Here is a 22815-nt window from a genome sequence, read left to right as displayed (position 1 = left end):
AGATGTTCAACGATCTCTCCTCCCCCGCCGCGCTGATGGCGACCCGTCGATCCGGCAAGCCGCGCGACATGATCGCACCCGGCCCGACGCCGGAGCAGCTCGAACGTATCCTCGCCGCCGCCAGCCGCGTGCCCGATCACGGCAAGCTCGCGCCGTGGCGGTTCGTGGTGGTGCCGCAGGACCGGCGCGAGGCGCTCGCCACGCTGCTGGAGCAAGCCTATCGCGCCGAACGGCCCGATCCGGGCAAGGTCGAACTGGAGGCGATCCGCCAGTTCGCACTGCAGGCACCCGCCTTGGTGGTGGTGCTGTCCGCGCCCGCCCATGCCAGCCACATCCCGATCTGGGAGCAGGAATTGTCGGCCGGCGCCGCCTGCATGAACCTGCTCGTCGCCACCCATGCCGAAGGGCTGGTCGGCGGCTGGCTGACCGGCTGGGCCGCCTATTCGGATAGGGTACGCCACGCCTTCGGCCAGGCCGGCGAGCGGATTGCCGGCTTCATGTTCCTCGGCACGGCAGGCCGCCCGCTCGACGAACGGCCGCGGCCGGAGCCGGCGGCGGTCATCTCGGAATGGCAGGGATAAGCGGTCAAGCGCCTGCCCCTGCCGATGACCGGCACCTGCGATCCTTGCATGCCCGCGCCGCACTGTGTTACCACAGCATAACGCAATGGCAGCTTCCGATCGCCCCGTTTATCTCCGCCTCCGTGACGAGATCGTCGCGATGATCCTGGATGGGCGGATTCAGGAGGGCGACGCGCTGCCCTCCGTCCGCGCCTTTGCCGCCGATCAGGGTGCCAACCCGCTCACCGTCGCCAAGGCCTATCAATCCTTCCAGGAAGACGGGCTGGTTACCGTCCGGCGCGGCGTCGGCATGTTCGTCGATCATGGCGCGACGCAGCGGCTGCGCGCAGCGGCCCGTTCGCAATTCCTGGATGAGGAATGGCCGGAAATCGTCTCGCGCATCCGGCGGCTGGATATCGATCCCGCGGACCTGATCGATCGCGTTACCGCCTGAGGTGGTACATGGCCCGGCTTTGCTAGGCGCTCTGGCGTGAGCGCTGCCCGCATCCTCCCCTTCGACGAATTCGCCATTGCCGAGGCCGCGCGCCTGATCGCGGAGGGCAAGCCGGTCGCGGTTCCGACCGAGACGGTGTACGGCCTCGCCGCGGATGCGACGCGGGGCGATGCGGTTGCGGCCATCTATGCCGCCAAGGGGCGCCCGTCCTTCAACCCGCTGATCGTCCATGTGCCCGATCGCGCCACCACCGAACGCCTGGCCGATCTGCCCGCGCCCGCCCGGCACCTGGCCGACGCCTTCTGGCCCGGCCCGCTGACCCTGGTCGCACCGCTTAAGCCAGGTGCGCCGATCGCGACTCTTGCCACAGCCGGCCTGCCTACGGTCGCGCTACGCGTCCCTGCCCATCCCGCGATGCAGGCCTTGCTGGCGGCGGCCGGCGTCCCGCTGGCCGCACCGTCCGCCAATGCCAGCGGCACCATCAGCCCGACCCGCGCTGCCCATGTTGCCGCGTCCGTGGGGCTTGCCATTCCGCTGATCATCGATGCCGGCCCCACCGCGGTCGGCCTGGAATCCACCATCGTCGCGGTCGACCAGGCCGGCCTGCGTATCCTTCGCCCGGGCCCGATCACCGCCGAGCAACTCGCCGAGGTGGCCGGCCTGCCCATCGCGACCGTGCCGAGCGATCGGATCGAGGCACCGGGCCAGCTCCTTCAACATTATGCGCCGTCCAAGCCGATCCGGCTCAACGTCCAGGCCCCGCGCCACGGCGAGTGGCTGATCGGCTTCGGCGCGATCGCCGGCCATGCGTCGCTCTCTCCCCTGGGCGATCTGGGCGAGGCGGCGGCCCGGCTGTTCGATCTGCTGCATCAGGCCGATGCCAGCACTGTGCACGCGATCGCGGTCGCGCCTATTCCCAACGTCGGTCTGGGCGTCGCCATCAACGACCGGCTGGCACGGGCGGCCGCCTAACCGGTTCAATCTGCACCGAGACCATGGACCGTCCGTGCGGTTCGGGCGTATCTCTCCCGGCAGGATCAGATCGGGAGCCGGTGCCATGGCGAAGAAGCAGGATATTGCCCATTATGACGGGCCGGCGGGTGGCTTCGGCTCGCTGAGCGGCATCGCCAAAGTCTATGGCAAGGAATGGAACAGCCCGGCGATCGCCGCCGAGCTCTACCGCCAGAACAAGCCCGACGGATTTGCCTGCGTATCCTGCGCCTGGGGCAAGCCCGCCAAGCCCCATCCGTTCGAATTTTGCGAGAATGGCGCCAAGGCGACCTTGTGGGAGCTGACGCCGCGCCGCTGCACACCAGAATTCTTCGCCCAGCACACGCTTACCGAGTTGCGCAGCTGGAAGGATTACGACCTGGAGCAGCAAGGGCGCCTGACCCATCCCCTGCGCTATGATCGCGACACCGATCGCTATGTACCGTGCGCCTGGGAAGAGGCGTTCGCCGCGATCGGCAGCGAATTGAAGGCGCTCCAGCCCAAGGAGACCGTCTTCTACGCCTCCGGCCGCGCCAGTCTGGAGACGTCCTATCTCTACGCTTTGTTCGCGCGGCTCTATGGCCACAACAACCTGCCCGACAGCTCCAACATGTGCCACGAGACGACCTCGGTCGCGCTCAAGAAGCTGATCGGTGCGCCGGTCGGCACCTGCACCTTCGACGATTTCGATCATTGCGATGCAATGTTCTTCTTCGGCCAGAATACCGGCTCCAACAGCCCGCGTTTCCTTCATCCGCTGCAAGAGGCGGTGAAGCGCGGCTGCAAGATCATCACGTTCAACCCGATCAAGGAACCGGGTCTCGTCAAGTTCGTGAACCCGCAGGATCCGCTGCAGATGGTGACGCAGAATGCGACGCCCATCTCCTGCCAATATCATCAGGTGAAGGCCGGCGGCGACATCGCGGCGCTGGTCGGTTTGGCCAAGCATGTGCTGGCCGCCGAAGATGCCAAATGGGCGGCCGAGAAGGTCCACGTGCTGGACGTGGATTTCATCAAGCAGCACACGCACGGCTTCGACGAATTCGCCGAGCGCGTACGCGCCACATCGTGGGAGGAGATTGAGGCGGAATCGGGCCTGACCCGAGCCGCACTGGAAGAGGCCGGCCAGGTCTATGTCGAGGCGGAGAAAAGCATCGCCATTTACGGCATGGGCCTGACCCAGCATGTCCACGGCTTCGACAATCTGGCGATGTTCGTGAACCTGATGCTGATGAAGGGCAATATCGGCCGCCAGGGCGCCGGCATCTCACCCGTGCGCGGCCATTCCAACGTGCAGGGCCAGCGCACCGTCGGCATCACCGAGAAGCCCGATCTGGTTCCGAACGATCGGTTGAGGGACTTGTTCGGCTTCGAACCACCCATGGAACATGGCATGACCACAGTCGATGTCTGCCAGGGCGTGATCGACGGCACGGTCAAGGCCTTCCTCGGCCTGGGCGGCAACTTCATCCGGGCGGTGCCGGAACAGGATAAGATGGAAGCCGCGTGGCCCAAACTGCGCCTGACCGTGCAGATCGCGACCAAGCTCAACCGCAACCATCTGGTGAATGGCGAGATTGCCTATCTGCTGCCCTGCCTCGGCCGCACCGAGCGCGACGTGCAGACCGGCGGCGAACAGGTCGTGACGATCGAGGATTCGCTGTCCTGCATCCACGCCTCACGCGGCAAGCATAAGCCCGCAAGCGAGCATCTGATGTCCGAACTCGCCATCGTCTGCGGCATTGCGGAGGCGACGCTGCCGCCCAACCTGAACGTCCATTGGCGGGATTGGACCGGCGATTATGCCAAGGTCCGCACGCTGATCGAGCAGACCTATCCGGAGATGTTCCACGATTTCGAGGAGCGGATGTGGCAGCCCGGTGGCTTCTACAAGGGCAATGCCGCACGCGAGCGCGTGTGGAAGACGGAAAGCGGCAAGGCCGAATTCACCACGCCGACGCGACTGTCCGCCACGGGCGTCAAGGATGCGCCGGGCCGCTACCGGCTGATGACGTTGCGCTCCAACGATCAGTTCAACACCACCATCTATGGCTATGACGATCGCTTCCGCGGCATTAGCGGCACGCGCCATGTCGTGCTGATCAATCCCAAGGATATGGAGAAGGACGGCCTGAAGCCGGGTCAGATCGTCAAGCTGGTCGGCGACGCCGAAGATGGCGAGGTGCGCGAGGTCGACGGCATGCGCATCACGCCGTTCGATCTGCCCGAAGGCTGTATCGGCGGCTATTATCCGGAAATGAACCCGCTCGTCCCGCTCTGGTATCATGATCAGGAATCGAAGACGCCGGCCGGCAAGGCGGTGCCTGTCCGGATCGTCGCACCCTAGGCGGGATGTACCATCCGCCAGAACGGGCAGCGGCCACGACAAAGTACCGATGCGGCCATATGCTGCCCTTGTGAGGATGCGCTAGGACGCGGTTCGGCGCTGCTGCTGGCGACCGAACGATGGCGGCATCATGAACATCAAGGATGGCATCGATCGCCTGCCCGGCGGCATGATGATATTGCCCATGTTTCTGGGCACCTTGTTCCGAACCTTCGCGCCAGCCGCGCCCGCCTATTTCAGCGGCTTCACCGAAGGGCTGATGACCGGGATCATCCCCATCATCGCCGTCTGGCTCTTCTGCATCGGCGCGTCGGTCCATTTCATCACCGCCGCGACCGTTCTCCGCAAATCGGGTACGCTGGTGCTGACGAAGCTTTTGACGGCGTGGGCAATCGTCTTCCTCGTCTCCCATCTCATTCCACCCGAGGGCATCAAGACTGGGCTTCTGGCCGGTTTGTCCGTCCTCGCGATCGTCTGCGCGATGGATATGACCAATGGCGGCCTTTACGCCTCGCTGATGCAGAGCTTCGGCAGCAGCGAAGAAGCGGGCGCGTTCGTCCTGTTATCGATCGAGTCCGGGCCGCTCATGAGCATGATCATCTTGGGTGCCGCCGGCGTGGCGCACTTCAAGCTCCAGGTTTTTATCGGCGCCATCCTGCCCTTCCTGGCCGGCTTTGCGCTGGGAAACCTCGATCCCAAGCTGCGCGGCTTATTCTCACCGGGCTGCAAATTGCTCATCCCCTTCTTTGCCTTCGCGCTGGGCAACACGATCGATCTGCATACGCTGTTGTCGCCTTTGGCGGCCCTCGGCATCGCCCTTGCCCTCGCGGTGATCGTCGTCACCGGCATACCGCTCATCCTCGCCGACATTGTCATCGGAAAAGGTAACGGCACCGCCGGGATCGCGGCATCCTCGACGGCGGGCGCCGCGGTCGCCAATCCCGTGGCGATCGCGGCCGTTGCCCCGCAATTTCAGTCGACCGCCGAAGACGCGACGGCATTGGTCGCCATCTGCGTGATCGTGACATCGCTCCTCGTGCCGATCATGACCGGCCTTTGGCACCAGCAGTTCGGCAGGAAGGCATCACCGCTGCAGCGTCTGCCGCGCTCCAAGGCGCCGCTGGGCCCGTCCAAGCTCTGATGCCTGCCGCGCCGACTGATTATTGCATCTCCGCGTTCGGCTTCAACGGCTGGAGGACAATGTCGGCGATGGCGGATGCGCCCACCTTGAAAGCAACTTGATAATCCGGGTCGTCGACCATCGCCTTGAAGGTGGATCTGCTGGGATATTGGACGAGGACGATCGCGTCCCACTCCTGCGCATCGCCCGTCGTCAACACCGGCAAGCCGTCACCGCCCAGCAGGATCTTCGCGCCAAACCGCGCCAGGATCGGCCGTGCCATGGCCAGATATTCCAGATATCGGTCGCGGCCGCCGTCGGGCTGAAAGCGTATCTGGTTCAGCATCACGACCGGCAGATTGTCCTCTGCTGCAAGGAAGGAATCGAACACGTCGGGCGAAAAGGCGACCATCTGGCTTATCCTTATGATTGGGTAGGCCGTGGCTTCTAGCCGGCAGGTGCGTCAGAAACTGTCAGCAGCGCACGCCAGTCTCGGTCCTGTTGCCGCCAGCGTGTGAACAGAGATTGGCGTCGGCCGGGGTAGCGCTCTTCCAACACCGCCTTCACCTGCACGCGATCGACGCGGAAGTGGCGGAAGGCGGATCGCTGCTCGCACCAGGCCGCGAGCACGCGCACATCGTCGAAATAGACGATCGCGATCGGCCAGATGATGCGCTCCGACGCCGCGCCTTTGCCGTCTTCATAGCCGATTGCCACCTTGCGTTGCCGCCGCAGCGCATCGCGCAATGCCGCCACCTCGGGCGGATCCAGGCGCTGCGACAGGGATGCGGCCGTGATGAGAGCGGAGGGCGGGTGGCTCGTCGATGCAGCGTCGCTCCGGGCAGCCAGGATCTTGGCAAGCGCGCTTTCGCTACATCGCGCCAGTGCCGGATCGGCGCGCTGCTGGACCCAGCCAAGGCCCAGGATCACGGCGTCCAGCTCGTCGGGCGAGAAGGCGAATTCCGGCAGGAAGAAGCCCGCCCTTAACGAATAGCCGACACCCGCCTGCCCCTCGATCGGCGCGCCCAGCGATCGCAGCGTTTCGATGTCCCGGTAGATACTGCGTTGCGATACCCCCAGTTCCAGGGCGAGGTCCGGTGCCGTCACCGGCATCCGGCGGGCGCGCAGCAGATTCAGCAACTCGAATATGCGGCTCGTTCTCGACATGGAAACACCTTCTCAACGATTTCCGCAGCGCAGCTCGCCGAACCGCGCCGTTCATTTGGGGATCCGTACGGCATACGTCATCCGGGCGGATTGCGTGTCGGCACGGGTTCGTTAGCCTGGGCCTCGGCGGCCCCGTCACGAAAATGGCCGCCGTGCGTTGTGATAGATTATTCGCGTGGCCCGTTCTCGGCCGGCGAAGGGGCCGAGGAGTAATGGATGGACATTGTGCGCGCCGCTAGGCTGACCGTGACGGCGGCGCTGCTCACCGCAGCGCCTGGCGTTTGCGCCACGTCCGCTCGTCCGGAAGCGGGGACGGGCTGGGTCTATATCGCGACGACGCACGCCCAGCATATGAACGATCATGATACGCTGCTCGTCGCCGGACCCAATAGCCGCTTCACGGCGCTGCAGCTGCGCGTCACCGATGCGCCGCTCCACATGAAGCGGATGATGGTCACCTATGACAATCGCGACGCGGAAAATGTGCTCATCAACGCCGACATTCCCAAGAATGGCGTGCGGGCGATCCACCTCCCCCGCAGCAAGCGCGCGGTTCGGAAGATCGAATATTGGTACGATACCAAAGGTTGGTTGCGCGGCACGGCGGACGTGGCCGTCTACGGCCGGCGCTAGCCGCCCATCCGACCAGCCCGAACATGCGGGCTGGTCGTCGGCGCCATGTTACAGCGCGTTCGCCGGGCGCTTCGATCGGAAGCGTGCCACAACCTGCCGCGCAGCCGCGCGGAAATCGCCGGCCTGCGGCCTGTGCCGGAACAGCTGATCCTTCACCGCCAGGCGGCGCTTCTTCAGATCCGCAAGACGCAGGCTGTCCGGAATACGCCGCTTCAGCTCGCGCCGGATCTCATGATTGAGCATCCGGTGCGTGGTGATCAGGCGTTCGATAAGCGAGTTCATCTACATCCTCCTTCGAAGTGACTTCGATTCGAGGCTCGATGAAGGGGGAGACATCAGGTCGTCCAACCTGCACCGAGCATGCTCGATGCGGTCCGACATCACGGAGGCTTGGGAAAGCCACCGCCAGAGGGGCCCGGTCCGCAGGATTGGTATACAGGGCCGACATGGCGCTCAGATGAACATAGACCCTGGGAGGGCGGCGCATCCTCCCTAGGGCCTGGTCGAAGCCGTCACGTGCAGGGTGTAGATGGAAGCACTTGTACCGGTGCTGCTTGCCACGATCGTGTATAGTCGTCCGGCCGTTTTGGCGGCGGCGCGTTCCGCGGACGTCAGTTCCGTCGCCGAACGCCACCTATTCCCGGTTCTGACGGCAAAGAAAGTGGCGGCCGAACCCAGATCGACTGCGGGCTTGAAGCCAAGCGCACTCTGCGCGGCGGCGGCGATGCCGGGCACGGCGGTCGCGGACGTCAGTCCACACGCCTGCCGCACCTCCCCTGCACTGTGGGTGGTTGTGACGGCTAACCCCAATCGATCAGCCCCGGCATGGATCAATCGCTGCGTCTGGCCATCATCGGCGGGCGCGGAAGGCCGCGCTGTCCAACCCTCACGCTTCGCTTCTGCCAGGATACCATCGCGGGACTGATTCTGCGCGCCGCATACCGACTGGAAATCCGCGACGATCGGGGGAAGAGGTGCTGCCCCGGATATCGTTGCTACCAGCGTGAGCCAAAGCATATCGACCTCCCTGTCGCCGCTCGGCGACATTAGAGCCATCATGGTACCGCGGACCGGCAGCCTAGGGCAACGCGCGTCGCGCCGCGGGCGGAGCATTCGCGGGTGCAGCGTTACAACGCGCGGATGCGGCGCTACCGCCGTGCACGAAGCCATATAGGGAGTCAGCATGGCCGATCCTTTCCTGTCGCGCATGGCGGATCTGGACGCGGTGGTCGCGCAATGCCGGGGCAAAGGTGCCTTTGCCGCCGGGATCATGCGCGACACGTCCAACCGGTCCAACCGCGACGGGCCATGGTGGAGCATCCAGCTCGAGCGAACCGAGGACGCCGGGTTCGAACAGCGGCGGCGCATCGCTGAAATCCGCCTTGAGGCACAGGCACCGGGATCAGTCCACTGCTTCGTCGCGCGCTGGACGGCGCGGGTCTGGCAGGGCGTCGGCACAGACAGTTTCAGGGAAAGCGGCACACATTCCCTGCCATGGGACATGCCCTCGGCGGCCGATCTCGACACCGCCATAACGGCCCTGTTCATCGAGGCCGACGCAGCCATCGCCCGGGTGCTTGACGAAAGGCGTAGCCTGAAGCTGTAGAAGGCCTCGATAAGCGCGGAGGAAGGCGATGCTGTCGTTGATCCTGCTGGTCTCCACACAGGTGGCGGCGCCCGTCACGCCACCCTGCAGTGTCCGCAACCGACCTGTGGCCAACGCCTTGCGCGCCATGCCGCCGTCCATCCAGCAAGCGCTGGCGCACCGCATGGCCGATCGCGGGCAGGCTTTTAACCGAACCGACGTGATCACGCCCGGTCGGGAGCGGTTGCCGTTCCTGCGCTTGATCTGCGGCTATGCGACACCGACCGGCTATGTCGTGGAGCGCGAACAGGGCGGGCGCGGCTACAATATCGGCGCGATCCGCTTCACCAAAGTTGGGGCGCGCTATATCGAGAGCAAGTAGCCAAGGCGATTGCTCGCGTTCCGCGGAATGGCGCTGGCTTAGGACGCTTCAATCCATCGCGGAGGATATTGCAGCGGGGCGCGCCGCCGCCTAGGCGATTCGCCGATGCGTCTGGCGTCCTTCCTGCCTTCGTTGGAGCTTGATCGGCCCGCCGCCCGCCGGCGCGTCACGTCGATCCTGCTGACGATCCTCGCGCATCTGCTGCTGTTGCTGCTGTTGATCCGACTGGCACCGCCGCATTTCGGATCGTCCCGATCGGGCAGCCGGCTCACCACCTTCTCGGTCGCACCGGAAGCGCAGGAAGAATCCTCTCCGGCCAAGAGCGCGGCCAAGCAGCCTGCCCGCACTCAGCCGACAACGCCGCCGCCGACCGCACCACCCCCACCGCCCATCAAGCTGCCCACGACGGCCGCGCCCTGGGTGCTTACGCCGGGGCTTGAGAAGTTCGACGTGCGCCAATTGCCGAGCGCCCCGCCGAGCCAGCAATTGAGCGACGCCAGCGCAACCGATGCGGGCGGGAATAATGGCAGTGGCGATTCGCGATCCGATAAGCCGGTGGGGGTCGGAAGCGCCGGGCAGCCCCTTTACGAAGCGGCCTGGTATCGCGAGCCGACCGACGCGGAACTGGCTTTCTACCTCAAGAATACGCGACCCGGATCCGGCTATGGCATGATCGCCTGTCAGACGATCGCGCGCTTCCACGTCGACAATTGCGAAGAGCTGGGAGAGACCCCTGGATCGGGTTATGCCCGCGCGGTCCGCGAGGCAGCGTGGCAGTTCCTGGTTCTGCCACCGCGTGTCGGTGGGCGTCCGCTGATCGGCAGCTGGGTGCGCATTCGGATCGATTATACGCAGCGCAAGGCGTCGGACCGCTGATCGACGCCATCAGCGAAGCTGGCTGTCCTTGCTACCGCGCCGGTTGATCACGGAAAAGCTGGTATGGCGGTCGCGATCCGACTGGCATTGCACGCAGGTGCGGACGCCAGGCAATGCGCGGCGGCGGCCCTCGGGAATATCCTCACCGCACATCGCGCAATAATCCGCGCTCTCACCCGCTGGGATGCGCGCGCGGGCGCTCAGGACGGCGTCCAGCACCGTATCGTCAATTTGGTCCTGCACCGCGCCATCGCGGGTCCAACCACCGGCCATGCTCGCCCTACCTCCTGTAACTCTCTACAGAAAATAGGAATTCGGCCTGCCGGTTCCAACCGGATGGCCGCCCGCGCCTAGGACTTGGGCTTGGTGTAGGGCACGAACTGGCCCAGACCGACCCAGCCATGTTCGAAGCGGGTGCCCTGATCCAGTAGGCGGATCGTATCGATCCGGCACAGCCGGTCGCTGCCCCACAGCTTGGTCACCAGAATGTCGTCGCGCCGCAGCGAGTCCGCGCCGCTGGTGGGGCGGTTCACATATAATGTGCCGCCATCCTGATAGACGATCGCGGTCCCGTCATAGACCTGGCTCGATTCCGCGTTGCGCAGGTTGATACAATCGACGGGGGTTCCCGCCACGCGCCCTTTCAGCGCTTCGGCAAGCTTGGCCTCGCCCGTCTGCGCAATCCGCGAAACCGCCTGTGCCGGCACTGCCGCACCAATCAGGGCAAGAGCCGGTAAAATGGTGAAATAGCGTTTCATATGCCCATCTTTCCCAACAAAGGCCGTGCCGGGCACGGCCTGGCGCGCCCGTTCCTACGGGGCGCCACACCTCAATTTCGGGGGGCCGGCGGTTTCTTCAAGAGGCCTCCGGCCCATTCGATCTCGCCTGCATCCGGCGCCGGCCGATTTTGTGTTTCCCCGGTAATGATGGGGGTTGCGCCGCCGGCATTCGCGGCTGCCTCATCCTCTTGCGTGCCTTGCACGCCGCCGACATCCTCGGTCACGGCATCGTCGGGTTCGTCCGCCATGATCATCTCCTCTCTCTATCGTTCCCGGCTTAACGCGCGGAGAGGCTGGCCGGGCGCATCAGGCGGGACAAGCCATCACTGCCAGGTCACGAACAAGCCCACCGCGGCGGCGGCCATCACCGCCGTTGCCAGCCAGCCGATGGCGCGCAGGATCGGCGGCAGGCGGAAATCGCCCATCACGGCACGGTTGGTGGACATCAGCATCATCAGCACCATCACCGGTGCGGCGACAACGCCATTGATCACCGCGCTCCAGAACAGCGCCTTGATCGGATCGATCGGACTGAAGTTCAGCAATACGCCCAACAGCGTCGCAACGGCGATGCAGCCGTAAAAAGCTTTGGCCCGGTTGGGCTTGCGCGCCAGACCGACGTGCCAGCCAAATGTCTCGCCCAAGGCGTAGGCCGAAGATCCGGCGAGCACCGGCAGCGCCAGCATGCCCGTCCCGATGATCCCCAGGGCGAAGACGAAGAAGGCGAAGCGCCCCGCAATCGGCCGCAACGCCTCGGCCGCCTGGGCCGATGTCTGAATGTCGGTCACGCCATTGGCATGCAGTGTCGCGGCGGCGGTCAGGATGATGAACAGGGCAACCAAGTTGGACAGGCCCATGCCGACATAGGTGTCGACGCGGATCCGCCCGAACTCGGCCGCGGCCTGGTCCGGTGCGCGCGAGAGCGGCTTGGCGCGAGGACGTTCCCGTATCTCCTCGACCTCCTCTTCGGCCTGCCAGAAGAAAAGATAGGGGCTGATCGTTGTGCCGAGAATGGCGACGACGGCGGTCAGATAGGCGCCCGATCGGGTGATGTGCGGTACGAACAGGTTGGCGGCGACCGTCTCCCACGGAATGTCGACGATCAGCGCCACCGCCACATAAGCGAAGAGCGACACCGTCAGCCATTTCAGCACCGAAACATAGCGCGAATAGCGGGAGAAAACCTCCAGCAGCACCGTCACGACCGCGAAGCCCGCGACATAGAGCAAGGCCGGCCCGCCGATCAGCAGTTTCAGCCCCGCGCCCATCGCGCCGAGATCCGCGCCCAGATTGATGATGTTGGCAACCACCACCAGCAGGACGATCGCATAGCCCAACCCGCGCGGATAATGATGCTTCAGATTGCCGGCGATCCCCCGGCCCGTCACCCTTCCGATCCGCGCACTGATCTCCTGGATCGCGCACATGAGCGGCCAACTGAACAGCATCACCCAGCTTAGCCGGTACCCGAATTGCGCGCCGACTTGCGAATAGGTGGCGATACCGCTGGGATCGTCGTCCGAGGCACCTGTGATCAGGCCCGGCCCAAGCACCTGCAGCAGCTTGGGCCGCTCGGGCTGTTTCACATCCTCATGCGGGATCGGCGCTGCTGGTTCCATACTTGGTCTTCCGGTGCCGAAACGAATTTGTCTACTGCTATTAAGGTTATACGGTGTGCGAGGTCCGCATATCGAACCAGACGCCGTACAGCATAAGGGCCGCCGCGAAGCACCACAGGATCGTTGCCACGCGCTTCAGCCGCTGCCGGTGCGCGATCACGAACCGGACGGGAAAACGGTGCAGATTGGCGACATTGAAGCGCTGGTGGAACGCGATCTGCATTTCCACCAAACCATGAAACAGGATGTTCATAATGTTGAGCATGGCGATGACCAATAATGTCATCAGCAGCTGCATCGCGATCTGGACCACGTCATCCGACGGGCGGATCTCCAGCCGACGCAGCACGACACCGACACCGATGACCAATGCCATCCCCAGCACGATCGACGCGATTGCCGCCTTCGCCACAAAGGCCCCGCCGCGACGGCGCGCTGTCCACAACAGGAAAACCGCGAGACTGAGCGACGCCAGCCAGGCGACAATATCGACGATCATTTGCAAAAGCCGCGCTACGCGACGCAGAAGCGCCGTCGCTCAGCGCCTTCTTTCGGCCGATTGCTGCCACAGCCGATAGCCGCCCGCCGCGGCCGCCACCAAACCGATACCGATCAGCAACATGCCCAGCGCATTGCCGCCGACCTCGCTATTGTTGGCGGAGCTGATCGCGCGCGCGGCCTCATCCGCATCGGTAGCGGTCATAGCGGTCGCGAAGGCCTTTTCCCGGCATTTCGCCATCATGTCCGCGCCCTGATCGCGCATGCGATCCTGGCATTGCGCCATCAACGCGGAATCGGCTTTGGCCGGGCCACTGCCCGACGAGATGAACCCGCCTATCGCGAGTAGCGCGAGACCGACGATCAACAGCAGCAGCGGGTTCTTCTTCATCATTCCACCCTCCGGACGCAATTTAACCTGCATCAACGTTGTTCCAGCGAAAAGGTACCGCGCTAAAAGATGCGGATTCGACGAACGGAAAAGCAGAAGCCGAGAGTGGCACGCACCAACTCGCATGCCTGACTCATGGGAGGCGTCAGCGGATCGCAATGCTCTCGCCGATTGCAGACTTTCTCGCCCAATGGTCTAAACAGGCAAGGATGGTGACGGGCCGTATGGGAAGAATAGCAAAGCCGTGCCCGACGGCCGCCACAGTGAAACGAAGCGATGATCGCTTCCATCACTTGGCGTTTCCGCTGATGCTGCGCCGTGACTGAGTATAAGCCGCTTTTCGGGGGCAGGCTGTCCAGCCTTCGGCGCTTCCCGCCATGGCTGCAGGCGACGTTGCTCGTCCTGATGACCATGCCGATCACGGCCTTCCTGCTCGCCGCCTGGATCGGGCTGTCGATATTGGCGGCCCAAAATCCGCGCCTCGATATGTCGGCCGACGCGGTGCTGAACCTCCTGCTGGTGCTGCTGATCGCGCTGGTGGGGCTGCCGCTGATGCATCATGGCCAATATCGCATGTTCTGGGCGGCCGGGCGCAATCGTGGCGCCTTCGGCACGTCAGAGGACGGTGACGCAGCGGCGCCATCGCCACCCGCGATCGCCTGGTCGACGCCGCTCCGAATCCGCCATGTCCTGATGTATGTCGTCGCGATCGCCGTGTTGATCGGCACCTTCGCTCCCTATGGACATCAGGCACTGATCGCGCATTTTCTCGATCGATTCAGCGCCGGATCGGCCTCGCGCGGCAGCCTCGCGCGCCTGGTGTTCGATTATCTGCCCTTCGCGATCTTCTGCCTGATCGTCGCATTACTGAGCCATGGCCAACTGAACCGCCGCGATGCGGGGCAGCTCGATCCGGGCGAGGCGCTGGAGCTGGAAGGGGAATTGAACTGGCTCTTCTCGTTCGGCGCCTCGTTCCTGATCGCGGCATTCCTGTGCCGCTGGGCCGGGTCGATGATATTGGCGTTCCTATGATCGACCGCGCCGTCGCCGCCCTCTTCGCCTGCCTCCTTGCCATAGCGCCAGCTTTCGCCGCCCCGGCCGATCCGACGGCGGCGGCGCTGCAACGCTGCCTGGACGATCCCGCCCACGGCGCGACCGCCGGGCAGAGCGCCTGCATCGGCCGGGCGACGCAAAGCTATGATCGCCGGCTCAACGCCGCCTATCGCACCCTGCTGCGCCTGCTCCCAGCACCCGCGGCGGCGCAGCTCCGCACGGCGCAGCGGCAATGGCTGGTGTTCCGCAATGCCGACGTGGCGGCGCGCGGGGCGCTCTACGAAACCCGACAAGGGACGATGTACGTGCCGATGCAGGGTCAGGCGGACATGCAGCTCGTGCGCGATCGCGCGCTCCAGCTGGAAGGCGATCTGCGCGTGTTCCGGATCGACGGATAGCGATACGACCGCACGCTTTGCGCTCCCGCCCCCGTCCCTGTAGCGCGACGCCATGAAGACCTTGCTCGATCCGACCAACGCGCTCGCCCGGGGGCTGACGGCGATCCGCACTCAGTATAAAGTGCCTGCCGCCTTCCCGGCGGAGGTGCTCGCCGCGGCGGATCGGGCCGCGCGTCGTACGCCGACCGCGCATGTCGATCGCACCGACGCCCCGTTCGTCACGCTCGATCCGGCCAGCTCGACCGATCTGGACCAGGCCTTTGCGATCGAGCGCAGCGGCAATGATCTGCTCCTCCATTACGCCATTGCCGACATTGCCTGGTTCGTCGCCGATGGCGACGTGATCGACGTCGAAGCCTGGGCGCGCGGGACGACACTCTATCTGCCGGACGGCAAGGCGCCGCTCTATCCGCCGGTGCTGAGCCAGGGTGCGGCCAGCCTGCTGCCGGACGGGCCGCGCCCCGCGATCATCTTCACCATCCGGGTGGCGCCTGATGGCGCCGTCATTCTGGCGCGCGCCGAGCGGGCCGTGATCCGCAGCCGTGCCAAGCTGGCGTACGACACGGTGCAGGATAGCGATCTGCCACCGGATTTCATCGATCTCTCCAACCGCATCCAGGGCGCGGAAGACCGGCGCGGTGCATCGCGCGTCGATCCACCCGAGCAGGAAGTGTCGGCGACGAGCGATGGCGACTATCAGCTGCTGTTCCGGCCCCGGCTCCTCTCGGAAGATCGCAACGCCGCTCTGTCGCTCGCCACCAACCTCGCCATTGCCGACGCCATGGAGGCGCATCATACCGGCCTGTTCCGGGTCATGGCGGCGCCGGACGAGCGCGCTGTGCGCCGGCTGCGCTTCACCGCGCGCGCCTTCGGCTTGGCCTGGCCCAAGGACGAAACGCTCGATCACTATCAGCGCACGCTGGATGGCACCGACGCCAAACAGGCCGCCTTCATGCTGGCGATCCGCCGCGCCGGCATGGGCGCGTCCTACGCCCCCTATCAGGACGGCGTCACCCCTTGGCATGCGGCGATGGCGGCGACCTATGCCCACGCCACCGCGCCGCTCCGCCGCCTGGCCGATCGCTATGTCGTGCAGGCCGCGCTCGCCATCGCCAACGGCCAGCCCGTCCCAGAGGTCGTGACCCAGGCCTTTCCCAAATTGCCGCCGGTCATGGCGCGCGCCGATGCGCTGGGCGGGCAGATCGACCGGGCGGTGATCGACCTGGCCGAAGCGGTCATGCTGCAAAATTGCGTCGGGGAATCCTTCCCCGCCATCGTCACCGACGTCGACGATCGCGGGGCCCGCATCCAGCTGCGCGATGAACCCGTGGTCGCCCGCGTCGCTACCAACGATGTCGCCCCCGGCGATGCCATCCAGGTCCGCCTGACCGCCGCCGACCCCGCCCAACGCACCATCAGCTTCGAGCGCCTGCCCTGAGGATCCAGCCGGCCCGGGAAGAGGCGCGGCACGGAAAGTCTTGCATCCGCACCCCGTTCCCGCTCTTTGCAGGCCGACGGGGATTTCGCGCTACCGCTGCAGCGCCTATCGCAATGGAAGACAAGGGGTTCAGGAGAGACATGCCGGTACGATTGGTGCGCCCCCGCCGGTTCGGCGATGCGCGCGGCTGGTTCTCGGAAACCTATAACAAAGCGCGCTATGCCGAGCTCGGGATCGACTGCGCCTTCGTTCAGGACAATCATTCGATGTCGCGCGATGTGGGCGTGTTGCGGGGGCTGCATTGGCAGGCACCGCCTTATGGCCAGGCCAAGCTGATCCGCTGTGTGCGCGGTGCGATCTGGGACGTGGCCGTGGATGCACGGCGCGGCTCGCCTACTTTCGGCCGCTGGGTCTCGGCGGAACTGACCGCCGAAAATGGCCACCAACTGTTCGTGCCGATCGGCTTCGCCCACGGCTTCGTCACGCTCCTGCCGGACAGCGAAGTCGAATATAAGGTCAGCGCGCCTTACGCCCCCGATGCGGAAGGCGGGGTGGTGTGGAACGACCCCAGCCTGGCGCTGCTCTGGCCGCTGCCGCCCCACGGCCCCACCCTCTCGCCCAAGGATGAGATATTGCCGCCCTTGTCGGAAGAGATGAGCCCGTTCGCCTATGACGGCCAGCCGCTGGAGCCGATCGCGGCATGACCGAACAGTCCCCGCGTCGCATCCTCGTCACCGGCGGCGCCGGCTTCATCGGCTCCGCGCTCGTCCGCCATCTGCTGCGCGACACGCCCCACCATGTGCTCAATCTCGACAAGCTCACTTATGCTGGCAACCTTGCCAGTCTCGATCCGATCGCCAACAGCCCGCGCTATACGTTCGTCCAGGCGGATATCGGCGATGCCGCGGCGGTCGCGGCGACGATCGCCGATTTCCAGCCGCAGGTGATCACCCACCTTGCGGCGGAAAGCCATGTCGATCGCTCGATCGACGGCCCGGCCGATTTCATCCAGACCAATGTCGTCGGCACCTTCACGATGCTGTCGGCGGCGCTGGATTATTGGCGCGGCCTGGATGCCGACGGCAAGGCCGGCTTCCGCTTCCACCATATCTCCACCGACGAAGTGTTCGGATCATTGGCCGACGACGGCTTCTTCACCGAAGCGACGCCGTACGATCCGCATTCGCCTTATTCGGCGTCCAAGGCCGCGTCGGATCATCTCGTTCGCGCCTGGTACGATACCTATGGCCTGCCGGTGCTGATCACCAACTGCTCGAACAATTACGGGCCGTATCACTTCCCCGAAAAATTGATCCCGCTGATGATCATCAAGGCGCTCGCGGGGGAGGATCTGCCCGTCTACGGCGCCGGGCTGAACGTGCGCGACTGGCTGTTCGTCGACGACCATGCCCGCGCGTTGACCCGCGTGTTCGAAGCCGGCACGCCGGGCGAAAGCTACATCATCGGCGGGCGGGCGGAGCGCACCAATATCGCCGTGGTCACGCGCATTTGCGAGACGCTCGATCGCATCCGGCCGCGTTCGGACGGCCGATCCTATGCCGCCCAGATCGCGCATGTTGCCGATCGTCCCGGGCACGATCATCGCTATGCGATCGATCCCAGTAAGATCGAGCGCGAGCTCGGCTGGGTCGCGCAGGAAAGCTTCGACAGCGGCATCGAACGCACCATCCGCTGGTATCTCGACAATGAAAGCTGGTGGCGCCCCCTGGTCGAGCAGAAAGGCGCGATCAAGCGCGTCGGGCTCAGCGGCTGATGGGGCCGATCCTCGTCACCGGCGGCAGCGGCCAGGTCGGCGGCGCGCTGCTGCGGCTGGCACCCGCCGACATCGAACTGGTCGCGCCCGATCGGTTGCAACTGGATCTGGCCGACCCGGGCGCCATCGCGGCGATGGTTGCGTCACGACCCTGGGCGGCCGTCGTCCATTGCGCGGCCTATACCGCGGTAGACAGGGCCGAAGCCGATATCGTTGCCGCGTGGCAGATCAACGCGCTCGCGCCGGCGGCGCTGGCGGCAGCCACCGATGCGGCCGGCATCCCACTGCTCCACCTCTCCACCGACTATGTTTTCGACGGCACCAAAGGCGGCTTCTATGTGGAGGACGACCGGGTGGCGCCGATCGGCGTCTATGGCGCCTCCAAGGAAGGCGGCGAGCAGGCGGTACGGACCGGCAACCCCCGCCACATCATCCTGCGCACCGCCTGGGTGGTCAGCGCCACCGGCCATAATTTCATCAGGACGATGCTGCGGCTGGGCGGCGAACGCACGGAGCTGCGCGTCGTCGCCGATCAGCTCGGCTGCCCGACGTCGGCCGACGATATCGCGCGCGCCATCCTCACCATCCTGCCCCGGATCGGCGCGGGCCCGTTCGGCACCTACCATTTCGTCAATGCGGGCGAGGCGAGCTGGCACGGCCTGGCCGAGGCTGTTTTCGCCCGCGCCGCTGCGCACGGGCGGGCGGCGCCGTCGGTGGTGCCGATCGCGACCCGCGATTACCCCACCCCCGCCGCCCGGCCCGCCAATTCACGGCTGTCGACGGCCAAGATCACACGCGACTATCGCATCACCCCTCGGCCATGGCAGACCGCCGTGCATGACATTGTCGATGCACTGGTGAAGGACAGAACATAATGAAGGGCATCATTCTCGCTGGTGGCAGCGGGACCCGGCTGCATCCGGCGACGCTGGCGATCAACAAGCAATTGCTGCCGATCTACGACAAGCCGATGATCTATTATCCGATGTCGGTGCTGATGCTGGCGGGCCTGCGTGAGGTGCTGATCATCTCCGCACCCGAATATCTGGAGAACTATCAGCGCCTGTTCGAAGATGGCAGCCAGTTCGGGATCGAGATCAGCTATGCCGTCCAGCCCCGGCCGGAAGGGCTGGCGCAGGCCTTCAGGATCGGCGAATCCTTTCTGGACGGCGGCCCGGCCGCGCTGGTGCTGGGCGACAATATCTTCTTCGGTGCAGACCTTGGGCCCCGCATGCAGGCCGTGCGGGCGCGAGAGGTCGGGGCTACCATCTTCTCCTACCGGGTCGAACATCCCGAAGCTTATGGCGTCGTCGAGCTCGACGCGGACGGCAGGGCCTTGTCGATCGAGGAAAAGCCCGCCTCACCCAAATCCGATTATGCCGTGACCGGCCTGTATTTCTACGACGCGCGCGTCTGCGAATTTGCCCACCAGGTTCGCCCGTCGGCACGGGGTGAGCTGGAGATTACCGATCTCAACCGCATCTATATGGAGCGCGGCGAATTGTTCGTGGAGCAATTGTCCCGCGGCCATGCCTGGCTCGACACCGGCACGCATGACAGCCTGCTGGAAGCGTCAGAATTCGTTCGCACCGTCCAGCATCGGCAGGGCCTGCAGATTGCTTGCCTGGAAGAGATTGCCTTCGAATGCGGCTTCATCGACGCCGCCCAGTTGCGCAAGCGCGGCGAGGCTTTCGCCAAGACCGGCTATGGCCGATACATATTGCGCCTGGCCGATCAGCATAGCTGACCGGTGCGCTTACCGATCGGGGACGGTGTAGGTCAAAGCCGCACTGCCATTGGCGGGCAGCGTAGCCCGCCAGGTCTGAACACCGTCGATCCGCTCCAGGGGCGCGCTGGTGTCGCGATAATCCGGTTCGCCGGCATTGCCGATCGCCACTTCCAGAGGGGCGGCGAACGAATTGGCGTTGGTCACGGTGATCTGCCGTTGCTTGCCCTGGATGGTCTGGCGCGCGAGGATCTGCTCGCTCACGCCTGCCGCGATCCGCACGGGTTCACCTTTGGCGACGTCCCGAATGGCCCCCATGCCCAGTAACAAGCGCTGCTGATTGTCCGCTTGATACAAGGTGGTGGTCCCCGTCGGGAGAGGCACGCCCAACCCGTCCTTCACGTCATTCTTCATCCGCAGCACGATCGCCGCGGCAGCGCTCACATCGTTGCTCCACGATGGGAAGGCGACACGATAGATTTTCTCGAAGGCGACGTGCGGCTGCATCAGCAGGGCCACCTGCTTCTGCGCATTGGCGGCGACGGTTACCCGTTCAGGAACGCGATACAGTTTGAGGTCGCCCAGATCCTCCGGAGGAGGTGGCGGAGGAGGTGGCGGTGGCGCGGGTGGCGGTGGCGCTGGCACGCTATAGACCGCGCGCCTCGCCGATACTTCGATCATCTCGCCGGCGGGCCACTGATAAGGCTGGATCACCGGCAGGTCCGACGTCGTCGTACCGCGCGGGTAGCATTGCAACCGGAGGGATTGCGCCCGCGTCATCAGAGTTTGCACGCGCTGCTGGTTGAGCCGCCCCGCGACCACCTGCACCTGCGCATCGCGAAAGCTCTGCGCATTGGCGTTGGCCAGCGTCGTCCAGGCGAACAAGTCCAGCGTGGTGCCGCCCGGCGTCAGCGTCGCAACATAGCTGGCGTTCCAGTCGAAACCGCTGGCGAGATAGGACAGGCGCACGGTCACCCGCCCCGCGCGCGGGCTGCGCGTCGTCACGCTCAGCACGGGCTTGGCCGAAAGCCCGTTCGTCACGCCATCGAACACCATCTTCTCGGGCAGGCCCGGGCAGCGCCAGGTTTCGATACCCTGGGTCGTGCGCATGATCACGCCGCCCCTCCCGTCATCGGGGACCGCAACGATCGTCGCGCGATCCTCGGTGACTTTTCCGGTAGCCAGGTTGGTGCGCCGCACCGTTACCTGGCGGCCAAGCGTGCCGTCGACCAACGACGCCGGCGACAGCAGCCGTGCATCCCGGTTTTTCTCCACCGTGCCGCCGGGTAGCCCGGTCACGATCGCGCTTGCGGGAATGATGCCATCGGCCACACCGATGAACCGCAGCGTCGTTTCGCCGCGCGGCAGATTGATCGTGCGCGTCTCCGTGATCAGCGCGAAGCCGTCGGGCGATGCGAGATTGATCGGCGTGCGCGTGCCGCGATACGGCGCGCGATAAATGGTCAACGCCACGCGTTCCGGCGCGGGCGACGACACCGCCGGCAGCGCGGCGGCGAGCGACACCGCCAGGGCCAGCATCAGATCCGCGTGTCGAAAGTGGCGGTGACCGTCGCGGTGCCGTTGGCCGGAACCGTCACCTGCCACACCGCCGTATCGGCGTCGCGTCGTTCACTCTTCAGGCTCTGGTCGGTGATGCGCGTATCGCTCCACCACCAGGGCACGCCACCCTGGATCAGCGTCACCGTCACAGCGCGATCCTTGGCGTTGGTCAGCTCGTAGCGCATCTTGGTCCGCCAGCGTGTATCGCTCACGCGCACGCGCTCGACCACCACCGGCTTGACCTTCACGTCGAACGCATCGCCGGTGCGAATGGCAAGATCCGACCCCTGCGGCGTGTGATCGATCCGGTTCTCGCCCACGAATTGCGGGTCGCCGCGCGCATCGCGCATATAGACGCGCACCGTGCCCGCCGGCAGCGCATCGCCCAGCCCGCCCTTGGCCGAATTGCTGAAGCGCAGCACGCTGGCCGCGCTCGCCGCCTCATCGGCACTCCCCAGCCAGTCGTTGCGATATTCATAACCGCTGGTGGCGGGCGCACCCTTCACGTCCAGGAAGCCGACCTGCTTGGTCTGCTTGTCGGCGATCGTCGTCCGCTCGGCCAACGGGTAGAGGTAGAAATCGCCGAGCTGCTCGCGTGCCGCCGTCTCGGTTCCGGCGCGGCGTATCGGCTGGGCCGGTACGCGGCGGAAACGTCTATTGTCGTCGTCGCCGCTGCCCACCTGCCCCGCGACAAGGAGGGTCTTGGCGTTGATGAAGCTCGTGCCGGTCGTGTTGGTCAGCGTCACCCAACCCTGCACGTCGATCGTCCCGGCTTTCTCGTCGAATAGCGCGACATAATCCGCGCTCCAGCCGAGGCCGCCCGACAGATAGGATAAAGTCACCGGCCGTGGTCCGGCGCGACGACTGTCGAGACTGATCGAAAGCGTCGGCCGTGCACGCAGGCTTTCCGGCACGCGATCGAAGATCACGCGCACGGGCAGGCCGTCATCGCGCAGAATCTCGATATGGCCGTTGATCTGCAGCACCACGCCGCCATTCACCGCCAGCACCGTGGCGCGTTCCCGCGTTTCGACGCCGGTATGCGGGTTGGTGCGCAGCAGCGTCACCGTCTCGCCGACTGCCTTTTCCATCAGGCTGGCCGGGCTCAGCAGATCATAATCGAAATTCTGCTCGACCACGCTCGCATCCGGCGCGCTCAGGCCCACCGTCTCGGGCCGGATCGCGGCGGACACATCCGCAAAGGGCTGGCGCGTGCGGCCGACCGGCAGCGTCATCGTCCGCACATCCTGCACCAGCGCCAGATTGTTGGTGTAGATGGTCAGCGACAGATCGCCCTGCGCGCTGCCACCCACGGCGGGCGGCGTTTGCGGGGCAGGCTGCGCCAGCGCCATCGACGGAACCAGCATCAGGCCGGCCAGCAATCCCACGCGCATATCATCCCCCTGTCGTCTTTGCCGGATCATGGCCCGGCAGCATGACGAAACCAAGGGGGCGCGCACGATTG

General features: G+C 65.4%; 28 protein-coding genes. 16 read left to right on the top strand and 12 right to left on the bottom strand.

Annotated elements, in window-relative coordinates:
- Nucleotides 1–2: 2 nt before the first annotated feature.
- From ACOJSI_RS07760 to ACOJSI_RS07740, 5 genes are all read left to right on the top strand, one after another.
- Nucleotides 3–581, top strand: coding sequence for a nitroreductase family protein (locus ACOJSI_RS07760; protein ID WP_420137771.1), 579 nt, complete (start codon nucleotides 3–5; stop codon nucleotides 579–581).
- 85 nt (nucleotides 582–666) lie between these two features.
- The gene (locus ACOJSI_RS07755) at nucleotides 667–1014 is read left to right on the top strand and encodes a GntR family transcriptional regulator (RefSeq protein ID WP_420137693.1); all 348 of its coding nucleotides are present in this window, start codon (nucleotides 667–669) and stop codon (nucleotides 1012–1014) included.
- A gap of 36 nt (nucleotides 1015–1050) precedes the next feature.
- A complete protein-coding gene (locus tag ACOJSI_RS07750) occupies nucleotides 1051–1986 on the top strand; it encodes an L-threonylcarbamoyladenylate synthase (RefSeq protein ID WP_420137692.1) in 936 nt (311 codons plus the stop codon).
- Nucleotides 1987–2071: 85 nt separating this feature from the next.
- Complete coding sequence (locus ACOJSI_RS07745; protein WP_420137691.1) at nucleotides 2072–4351, top strand: FdhF/YdeP family oxidoreductase; 2280 nt, start codon at nucleotides 2072–2074, stop codon at nucleotides 4349–4351.
- 130 nt (nucleotides 4352–4481) lie between these two features.
- The gene (locus ACOJSI_RS07740) at nucleotides 4482–5492 is read left to right on the top strand and encodes a 2-keto-3-deoxygluconate permease (RefSeq protein WP_420137690.1); all 1011 of its coding nucleotides are present in this window, start codon (nucleotides 4482–4484) and stop codon (nucleotides 5490–5492) included.
- A gap of 19 nt (nucleotides 5493–5511) precedes the next feature.
- On the opposite strand, the gene ACOJSI_RS07735 is transcribed toward ACOJSI_RS07740, so the two are convergent.
- Complete coding sequence (locus ACOJSI_RS07735) at nucleotides 5512–5883, bottom strand: DUF1330 domain-containing protein (protein WP_420137689.1); 372 nt, start codon at nucleotides 5881–5883, stop codon at nucleotides 5512–5514.
- A 35-nt stretch (nucleotides 5884–5918) separates the two neighbouring features.
- Nucleotides 5919–6638 (bottom strand): helix-turn-helix transcriptional regulator, encoded by a 720-nt coding sequence (locus ACOJSI_RS07730; RefSeq protein WP_420137688.1) that lies wholly within the window; start codon nucleotides 6636–6638, stop codon nucleotides 5919–5921.
- A 216-nt stretch (nucleotides 6639–6854) separates the two neighbouring features.
- On the opposite strand from ACOJSI_RS07730, the gene ACOJSI_RS07725 reads away from it, so the two are divergent.
- Complete coding sequence (locus ACOJSI_RS07725) at nucleotides 6855–7271, top strand: hypothetical protein (RefSeq protein WP_420137687.1); 417 nt, start codon at nucleotides 6855–6857, stop codon at nucleotides 7269–7271.
- A 48-nt stretch (nucleotides 7272–7319) separates the two neighbouring features.
- Here ACOJSI_RS07725 and ACOJSI_RS07720 read toward each other — a convergent pair whose 3' ends face one another.
- The gene (locus ACOJSI_RS07720) at nucleotides 7320–7553 is read right to left on the bottom strand and encodes a DUF465 domain-containing protein (RefSeq protein ID WP_420137686.1); all 234 of its coding nucleotides are present in this window, start codon (nucleotides 7551–7553) and stop codon (nucleotides 7320–7322) included.
- Between the two features lie 210 nt (nucleotides 7554–7763).
- The gene (locus ACOJSI_RS07715; RefSeq protein ID WP_420137685.1) at nucleotides 7764–8288 is read right to left on the bottom strand and encodes a hypothetical protein; all 525 of its coding nucleotides are present in this window, start codon (nucleotides 8286–8288) and stop codon (nucleotides 7764–7766) included.
- A gap of 166 nt (nucleotides 8289–8454) precedes the next feature.
- On the opposite strand from ACOJSI_RS07715, the gene ACOJSI_RS07710 reads away from it, so the two are divergent.
- The 3 genes from ACOJSI_RS07710 to ACOJSI_RS07700 all read left to right on the top strand — a co-directional run bounded on the left by ACOJSI_RS07710 (nucleotide 8455) and on the right by ACOJSI_RS07700 (nucleotide 10114).
- Nucleotides 8455–8877: a hypothetical protein gene (locus ACOJSI_RS07710; protein WP_420137684.1), complete on the top strand. Its 423-nt coding sequence runs from the start codon at nucleotides 8455–8457 to the stop codon at nucleotides 8875–8877.
- A gap of 28 nt (nucleotides 8878–8905) precedes the next feature.
- A complete protein-coding gene (locus ACOJSI_RS07705; protein WP_420137683.1) occupies nucleotides 8906–9238 on the top strand; it encodes a hypothetical protein in 333 nt (110 codons plus the stop codon).
- A 105-nt stretch (nucleotides 9239–9343) separates the two neighbouring features.
- Nucleotides 9344–10114 carry a hypothetical protein gene (locus tag ACOJSI_RS07700; protein WP_420137682.1) on the top strand — a complete coding sequence of 257 codons (771 nt, stop codon included), beginning with the start codon at nucleotides 9344–9346 and terminating at the stop codon, nucleotides 10112–10114.
- 9 nt (nucleotides 10115–10123) lie between these two features.
- Here ACOJSI_RS07700 and ACOJSI_RS07695 read toward each other — a convergent pair whose 3' ends face one another.
- From ACOJSI_RS07695 to ACOJSI_RS07670, 6 genes are all read right to left on the bottom strand, one after another.
- Entirely contained in the window at nucleotides 10124–10387 is a 264-nt protein-coding gene (locus tag ACOJSI_RS07695) for a DksA/TraR family C4-type zinc finger protein (protein WP_420137681.1), read from the bottom strand.
- Between the two features lie 77 nt (nucleotides 10388–10464).
- The gene (locus ACOJSI_RS07690) at nucleotides 10465–10872 is read right to left on the bottom strand and encodes a hypothetical protein (RefSeq protein WP_420137680.1); all 408 of its coding nucleotides are present in this window, start codon (nucleotides 10870–10872) and stop codon (nucleotides 10465–10467) included.
- Between the two features lie 71 nt (nucleotides 10873–10943).
- Nucleotides 10944–11147 carry a hypothetical protein gene (locus ACOJSI_RS07685; protein WP_420137679.1) on the bottom strand — a complete coding sequence of 68 codons (204 nt, stop codon included), beginning with the start codon at nucleotides 11145–11147 and terminating at the stop codon, nucleotides 10944–10946.
- 69 nt (nucleotides 11148–11216) lie between these two features.
- Nucleotides 11217–12512, bottom strand: a complete 1296-nt coding sequence (locus tag ACOJSI_RS07680) for an NRAMP family divalent metal transporter (RefSeq protein ID WP_420137678.1) — start codon at nucleotides 12510–12512, stop codon at nucleotides 11217–11219.
- 46 nt (nucleotides 12513–12558) lie between these two features.
- On the bottom strand, nucleotides 12559–13011 hold the full coding sequence (locus tag ACOJSI_RS07675) for a hypothetical protein (RefSeq protein ID WP_420137677.1): 453 nt from the start codon (nucleotides 13009–13011) through the stop codon (nucleotides 12559–12561).
- A 39-nt stretch (nucleotides 13012–13050) separates the two neighbouring features.
- A complete protein-coding gene (locus tag ACOJSI_RS07670) occupies nucleotides 13051–13404 on the bottom strand; it encodes a hypothetical protein (protein ID WP_420137676.1) in 354 nt (117 codons plus the stop codon).
- Between the two features lie 315 nt (nucleotides 13405–13719).
- On the opposite strand from ACOJSI_RS07670, the gene ACOJSI_RS07665 reads away from it, so the two are divergent.
- From ACOJSI_RS07665 to rfbA, 7 genes are all read left to right on the top strand, one after another.
- Entirely contained in the window at nucleotides 13720–14433 is a 714-nt protein-coding gene (locus ACOJSI_RS07665) for a hypothetical protein (RefSeq protein WP_420137675.1), read from the top strand.
- Entirely contained in the window at nucleotides 14430–14852 is a 423-nt protein-coding gene (locus tag ACOJSI_RS07660; protein ID WP_420137674.1) for a lysozyme inhibitor LprI family protein, read from the top strand. The genes ACOJSI_RS07665 and ACOJSI_RS07660 overlap by 4 nt, the downstream gene beginning before the upstream one ends.
- A gap of 52 nt (nucleotides 14853–14904) precedes the next feature.
- Entirely contained in the window at nucleotides 14905–16290 is a 1386-nt protein-coding gene (locus ACOJSI_RS07655; protein WP_420137673.1) for an RNB domain-containing ribonuclease, read from the top strand.
- Nucleotides 16291–16430: 140 nt separating this feature from the next.
- Complete coding sequence (rfbC, locus tag ACOJSI_RS07650) at nucleotides 16431–16994, top strand: dTDP-4-dehydrorhamnose 3,5-epimerase (RefSeq protein WP_420137672.1); 564 nt, start codon at nucleotides 16431–16433, stop codon at nucleotides 16992–16994.
- The gene (gene rfbB, locus ACOJSI_RS07645; protein WP_420137671.1) at nucleotides 16991–18064 is read left to right on the top strand and encodes a dTDP-glucose 4,6-dehydratase; all 1074 of its coding nucleotides are present in this window, start codon (nucleotides 16991–16993) and stop codon (nucleotides 18062–18064) included. Before rfbC ends, rfbB begins: the two co-directional genes overlap by 4 nt.
- Nucleotides 18064–18939, top strand: a complete 876-nt coding sequence (rfbD, locus tag ACOJSI_RS07640) for a dTDP-4-dehydrorhamnose reductase (RefSeq protein WP_420137670.1) — start codon at nucleotides 18064–18066, stop codon at nucleotides 18937–18939. Before rfbB ends, rfbD begins: the two co-directional genes overlap by 1 nt.
- Entirely contained in the window at nucleotides 18939–19811 is an 873-nt protein-coding gene (gene rfbA, locus ACOJSI_RS07635) for a glucose-1-phosphate thymidylyltransferase RfbA (protein WP_420137669.1), read from the top strand. Before rfbD ends, rfbA begins: the two co-directional genes overlap by 1 nt.
- 9 nt (nucleotides 19812–19820) lie before the next feature.
- On the opposite strand, the gene ACOJSI_RS07630 is transcribed toward rfbA, so the two are convergent.
- Both ACOJSI_RS07630 and ACOJSI_RS07625 read right to left on the bottom strand, forming a co-directional pair.
- The gene (locus tag ACOJSI_RS07630) at nucleotides 19821–21329 is read right to left on the bottom strand and encodes a DUF4139 domain-containing protein (RefSeq protein WP_420137668.1); all 1509 of its coding nucleotides are present in this window, start codon (nucleotides 21327–21329) and stop codon (nucleotides 19821–19823) included.
- Nucleotides 21329–22744: a DUF4139 domain-containing protein gene (locus ACOJSI_RS07625; protein ID WP_420137667.1), complete on the bottom strand. Its 1416-nt coding sequence runs from the start codon at nucleotides 22742–22744 to the stop codon at nucleotides 21329–21331. Before ACOJSI_RS07625 ends, ACOJSI_RS07630 begins: the two co-directional genes overlap by 1 nt.
- Between the last annotated feature and the right edge of the window lie 71 nt (nucleotides 22745–22815).

This window comes from Sphingomonas sp. (assembly GCF_048595155.1).
In the GTDB taxonomy this organism is placed as follows: Bacteria; Pseudomonadota; Alphaproteobacteria; order Sphingomonadales; family Sphingomonadaceae; genus Sphingomonas_I.
The sequence above is the reverse complement of the archived record's forward strand: the minus strand, read 5'-3'. Positions and strand labels throughout refer to the sequence as shown.

Coding starts and splice junctions, on each gene's coding strand:
- ACOJSI_RS07715 (WP_420137685.1), bottom strand. CDS start 8,288: ATGCTTTGGCTCACGCTGGTAGCAACGATATCCGGGGCAGCACCTCTT.
- ACOJSI_RS07675 (WP_420137677.1), bottom strand. CDS start 13,011: ATGATCGTCGATATTGTCGCCTGGCTGGCGTCGCTCAGTCTCGCGGTT.
- ACOJSI_RS07655 (WP_420137673.1), top strand. CDS start 14,905: ATGAAGACCTTGCTCGATCCGACCAACGCGCTCGCCCGGGGGCTGACG.
- rfbD (WP_420137670.1), top strand. CDS start 18,064: ATGGGGCCGATCCTCGTCACCGGCGGCAGCGGCCAGGTCGGCGGCGCG.
- ACOJSI_RS07725 (WP_420137687.1), top strand. CDS start 6,855: ATGGACATTGTGCGCGCCGCTAGGCTGACCGTGACGGCGGCGCTGCTC.
- ACOJSI_RS07760 (WP_420137771.1), top strand. CDS start 3: ATGTTCAACGATCTCTCCTCCCCCGCCGCGCTGATGGCGACCCGTCGA.
- ACOJSI_RS07690 (WP_420137680.1), bottom strand. CDS start 10,872: ATGAAACGCTATTTCACCATTTTACCGGCTCTTGCCCTGATTGGTGCG.
- ACOJSI_RS07700 (WP_420137682.1), top strand. CDS start 9,344: ATGCGTCTGGCGTCCTTCCTGCCTTCGTTGGAGCTTGATCGGCCCGCC.
- ACOJSI_RS07705 (WP_420137683.1), top strand. CDS start 8,906: ATGCTGTCGTTGATCCTGCTGGTCTCCACACAGGTGGCGGCGCCCGTC.
- ACOJSI_RS07745 (WP_420137691.1), top strand. CDS start 2,072: ATGGCGAAGAAGCAGGATATTGCCCATTATGACGGGCCGGCGGGTGGC.
- ACOJSI_RS07625 (WP_420137667.1), bottom strand. CDS start 22,744: ATGCGCGTGGGATTGCTGGCCGGCCTGATGCTGGTTCCGTCGATGGCG.
- ACOJSI_RS07680 (WP_420137678.1), bottom strand. CDS start 12,512: ATGGAACCAGCAGCGCCGATCCCGCATGAGGATGTGAAACAGCCCGAG.
- rfbC (WP_420137672.1), top strand. CDS start 16,431: ATGCCGGTACGATTGGTGCGCCCCCGCCGGTTCGGCGATGCGCGCGGC.
- ACOJSI_RS07735 (WP_420137689.1), bottom strand. CDS start 5,883: ATGGTCGCCTTTTCGCCCGACGTGTTCGATTCCTTCCTTGCAGCAGAG.
- ACOJSI_RS07755 (WP_420137693.1), top strand. CDS start 667: ATGGCAGCTTCCGATCGCCCCGTTTATCTCCGCCTCCGTGACGAGATC.
- ACOJSI_RS07710 (WP_420137684.1), top strand. CDS start 8,455: ATGGCCGATCCTTTCCTGTCGCGCATGGCGGATCTGGACGCGGTGGTC.
- ACOJSI_RS07685 (WP_420137679.1), bottom strand. CDS start 11,147: ATGATCATGGCGGACGAACCCGACGATGCCGTGACCGAGGATGTCGGC.
- ACOJSI_RS07720 (WP_420137686.1), bottom strand. CDS start 7,553: ATGAACTCGCTTATCGAACGCCTGATCACCACGCACCGGATGCTCAAT.
- ACOJSI_RS07730 (WP_420137688.1), bottom strand. CDS start 6,638: ATGTCGAGAACGAGCCGCATATTCGAGTTGCTGAATCTGCTGCGCGCC.
- ACOJSI_RS07670 (WP_420137676.1), bottom strand. CDS start 13,404: ATGATGAAGAAGAACCCGCTGCTGCTGTTGATCGTCGGTCTCGCGCTA.
- ACOJSI_RS07740 (WP_420137690.1), top strand. CDS start 4,482: ATGAACATCAAGGATGGCATCGATCGCCTGCCCGGCGGCATGATGATA.
- ACOJSI_RS07660 (WP_420137674.1), top strand. CDS start 14,430: ATGATCGACCGCGCCGTCGCCGCCCTCTTCGCCTGCCTCCTTGCCATA.
- ACOJSI_RS07695 (WP_420137681.1), bottom strand. CDS start 10,387: ATGGCCGGTGGTTGGACCCGCGATGGCGCGGTGCAGGACCAAATTGAC.
- ACOJSI_RS07630 (WP_420137668.1), bottom strand. CDS start 21,329: ATGCTGGCCCTGGCGGTGTCGCTCGCCGCCGCGCTGCCGGCGGTGTCG.
- rfbA (WP_420137669.1), top strand. CDS start 18,939: ATGAAGGGCATCATTCTCGCTGGTGGCAGCGGGACCCGGCTGCATCCG.
- rfbB (WP_420137671.1), top strand. CDS start 16,991: ATGACCGAACAGTCCCCGCGTCGCATCCTCGTCACCGGCGGCGCCGGC.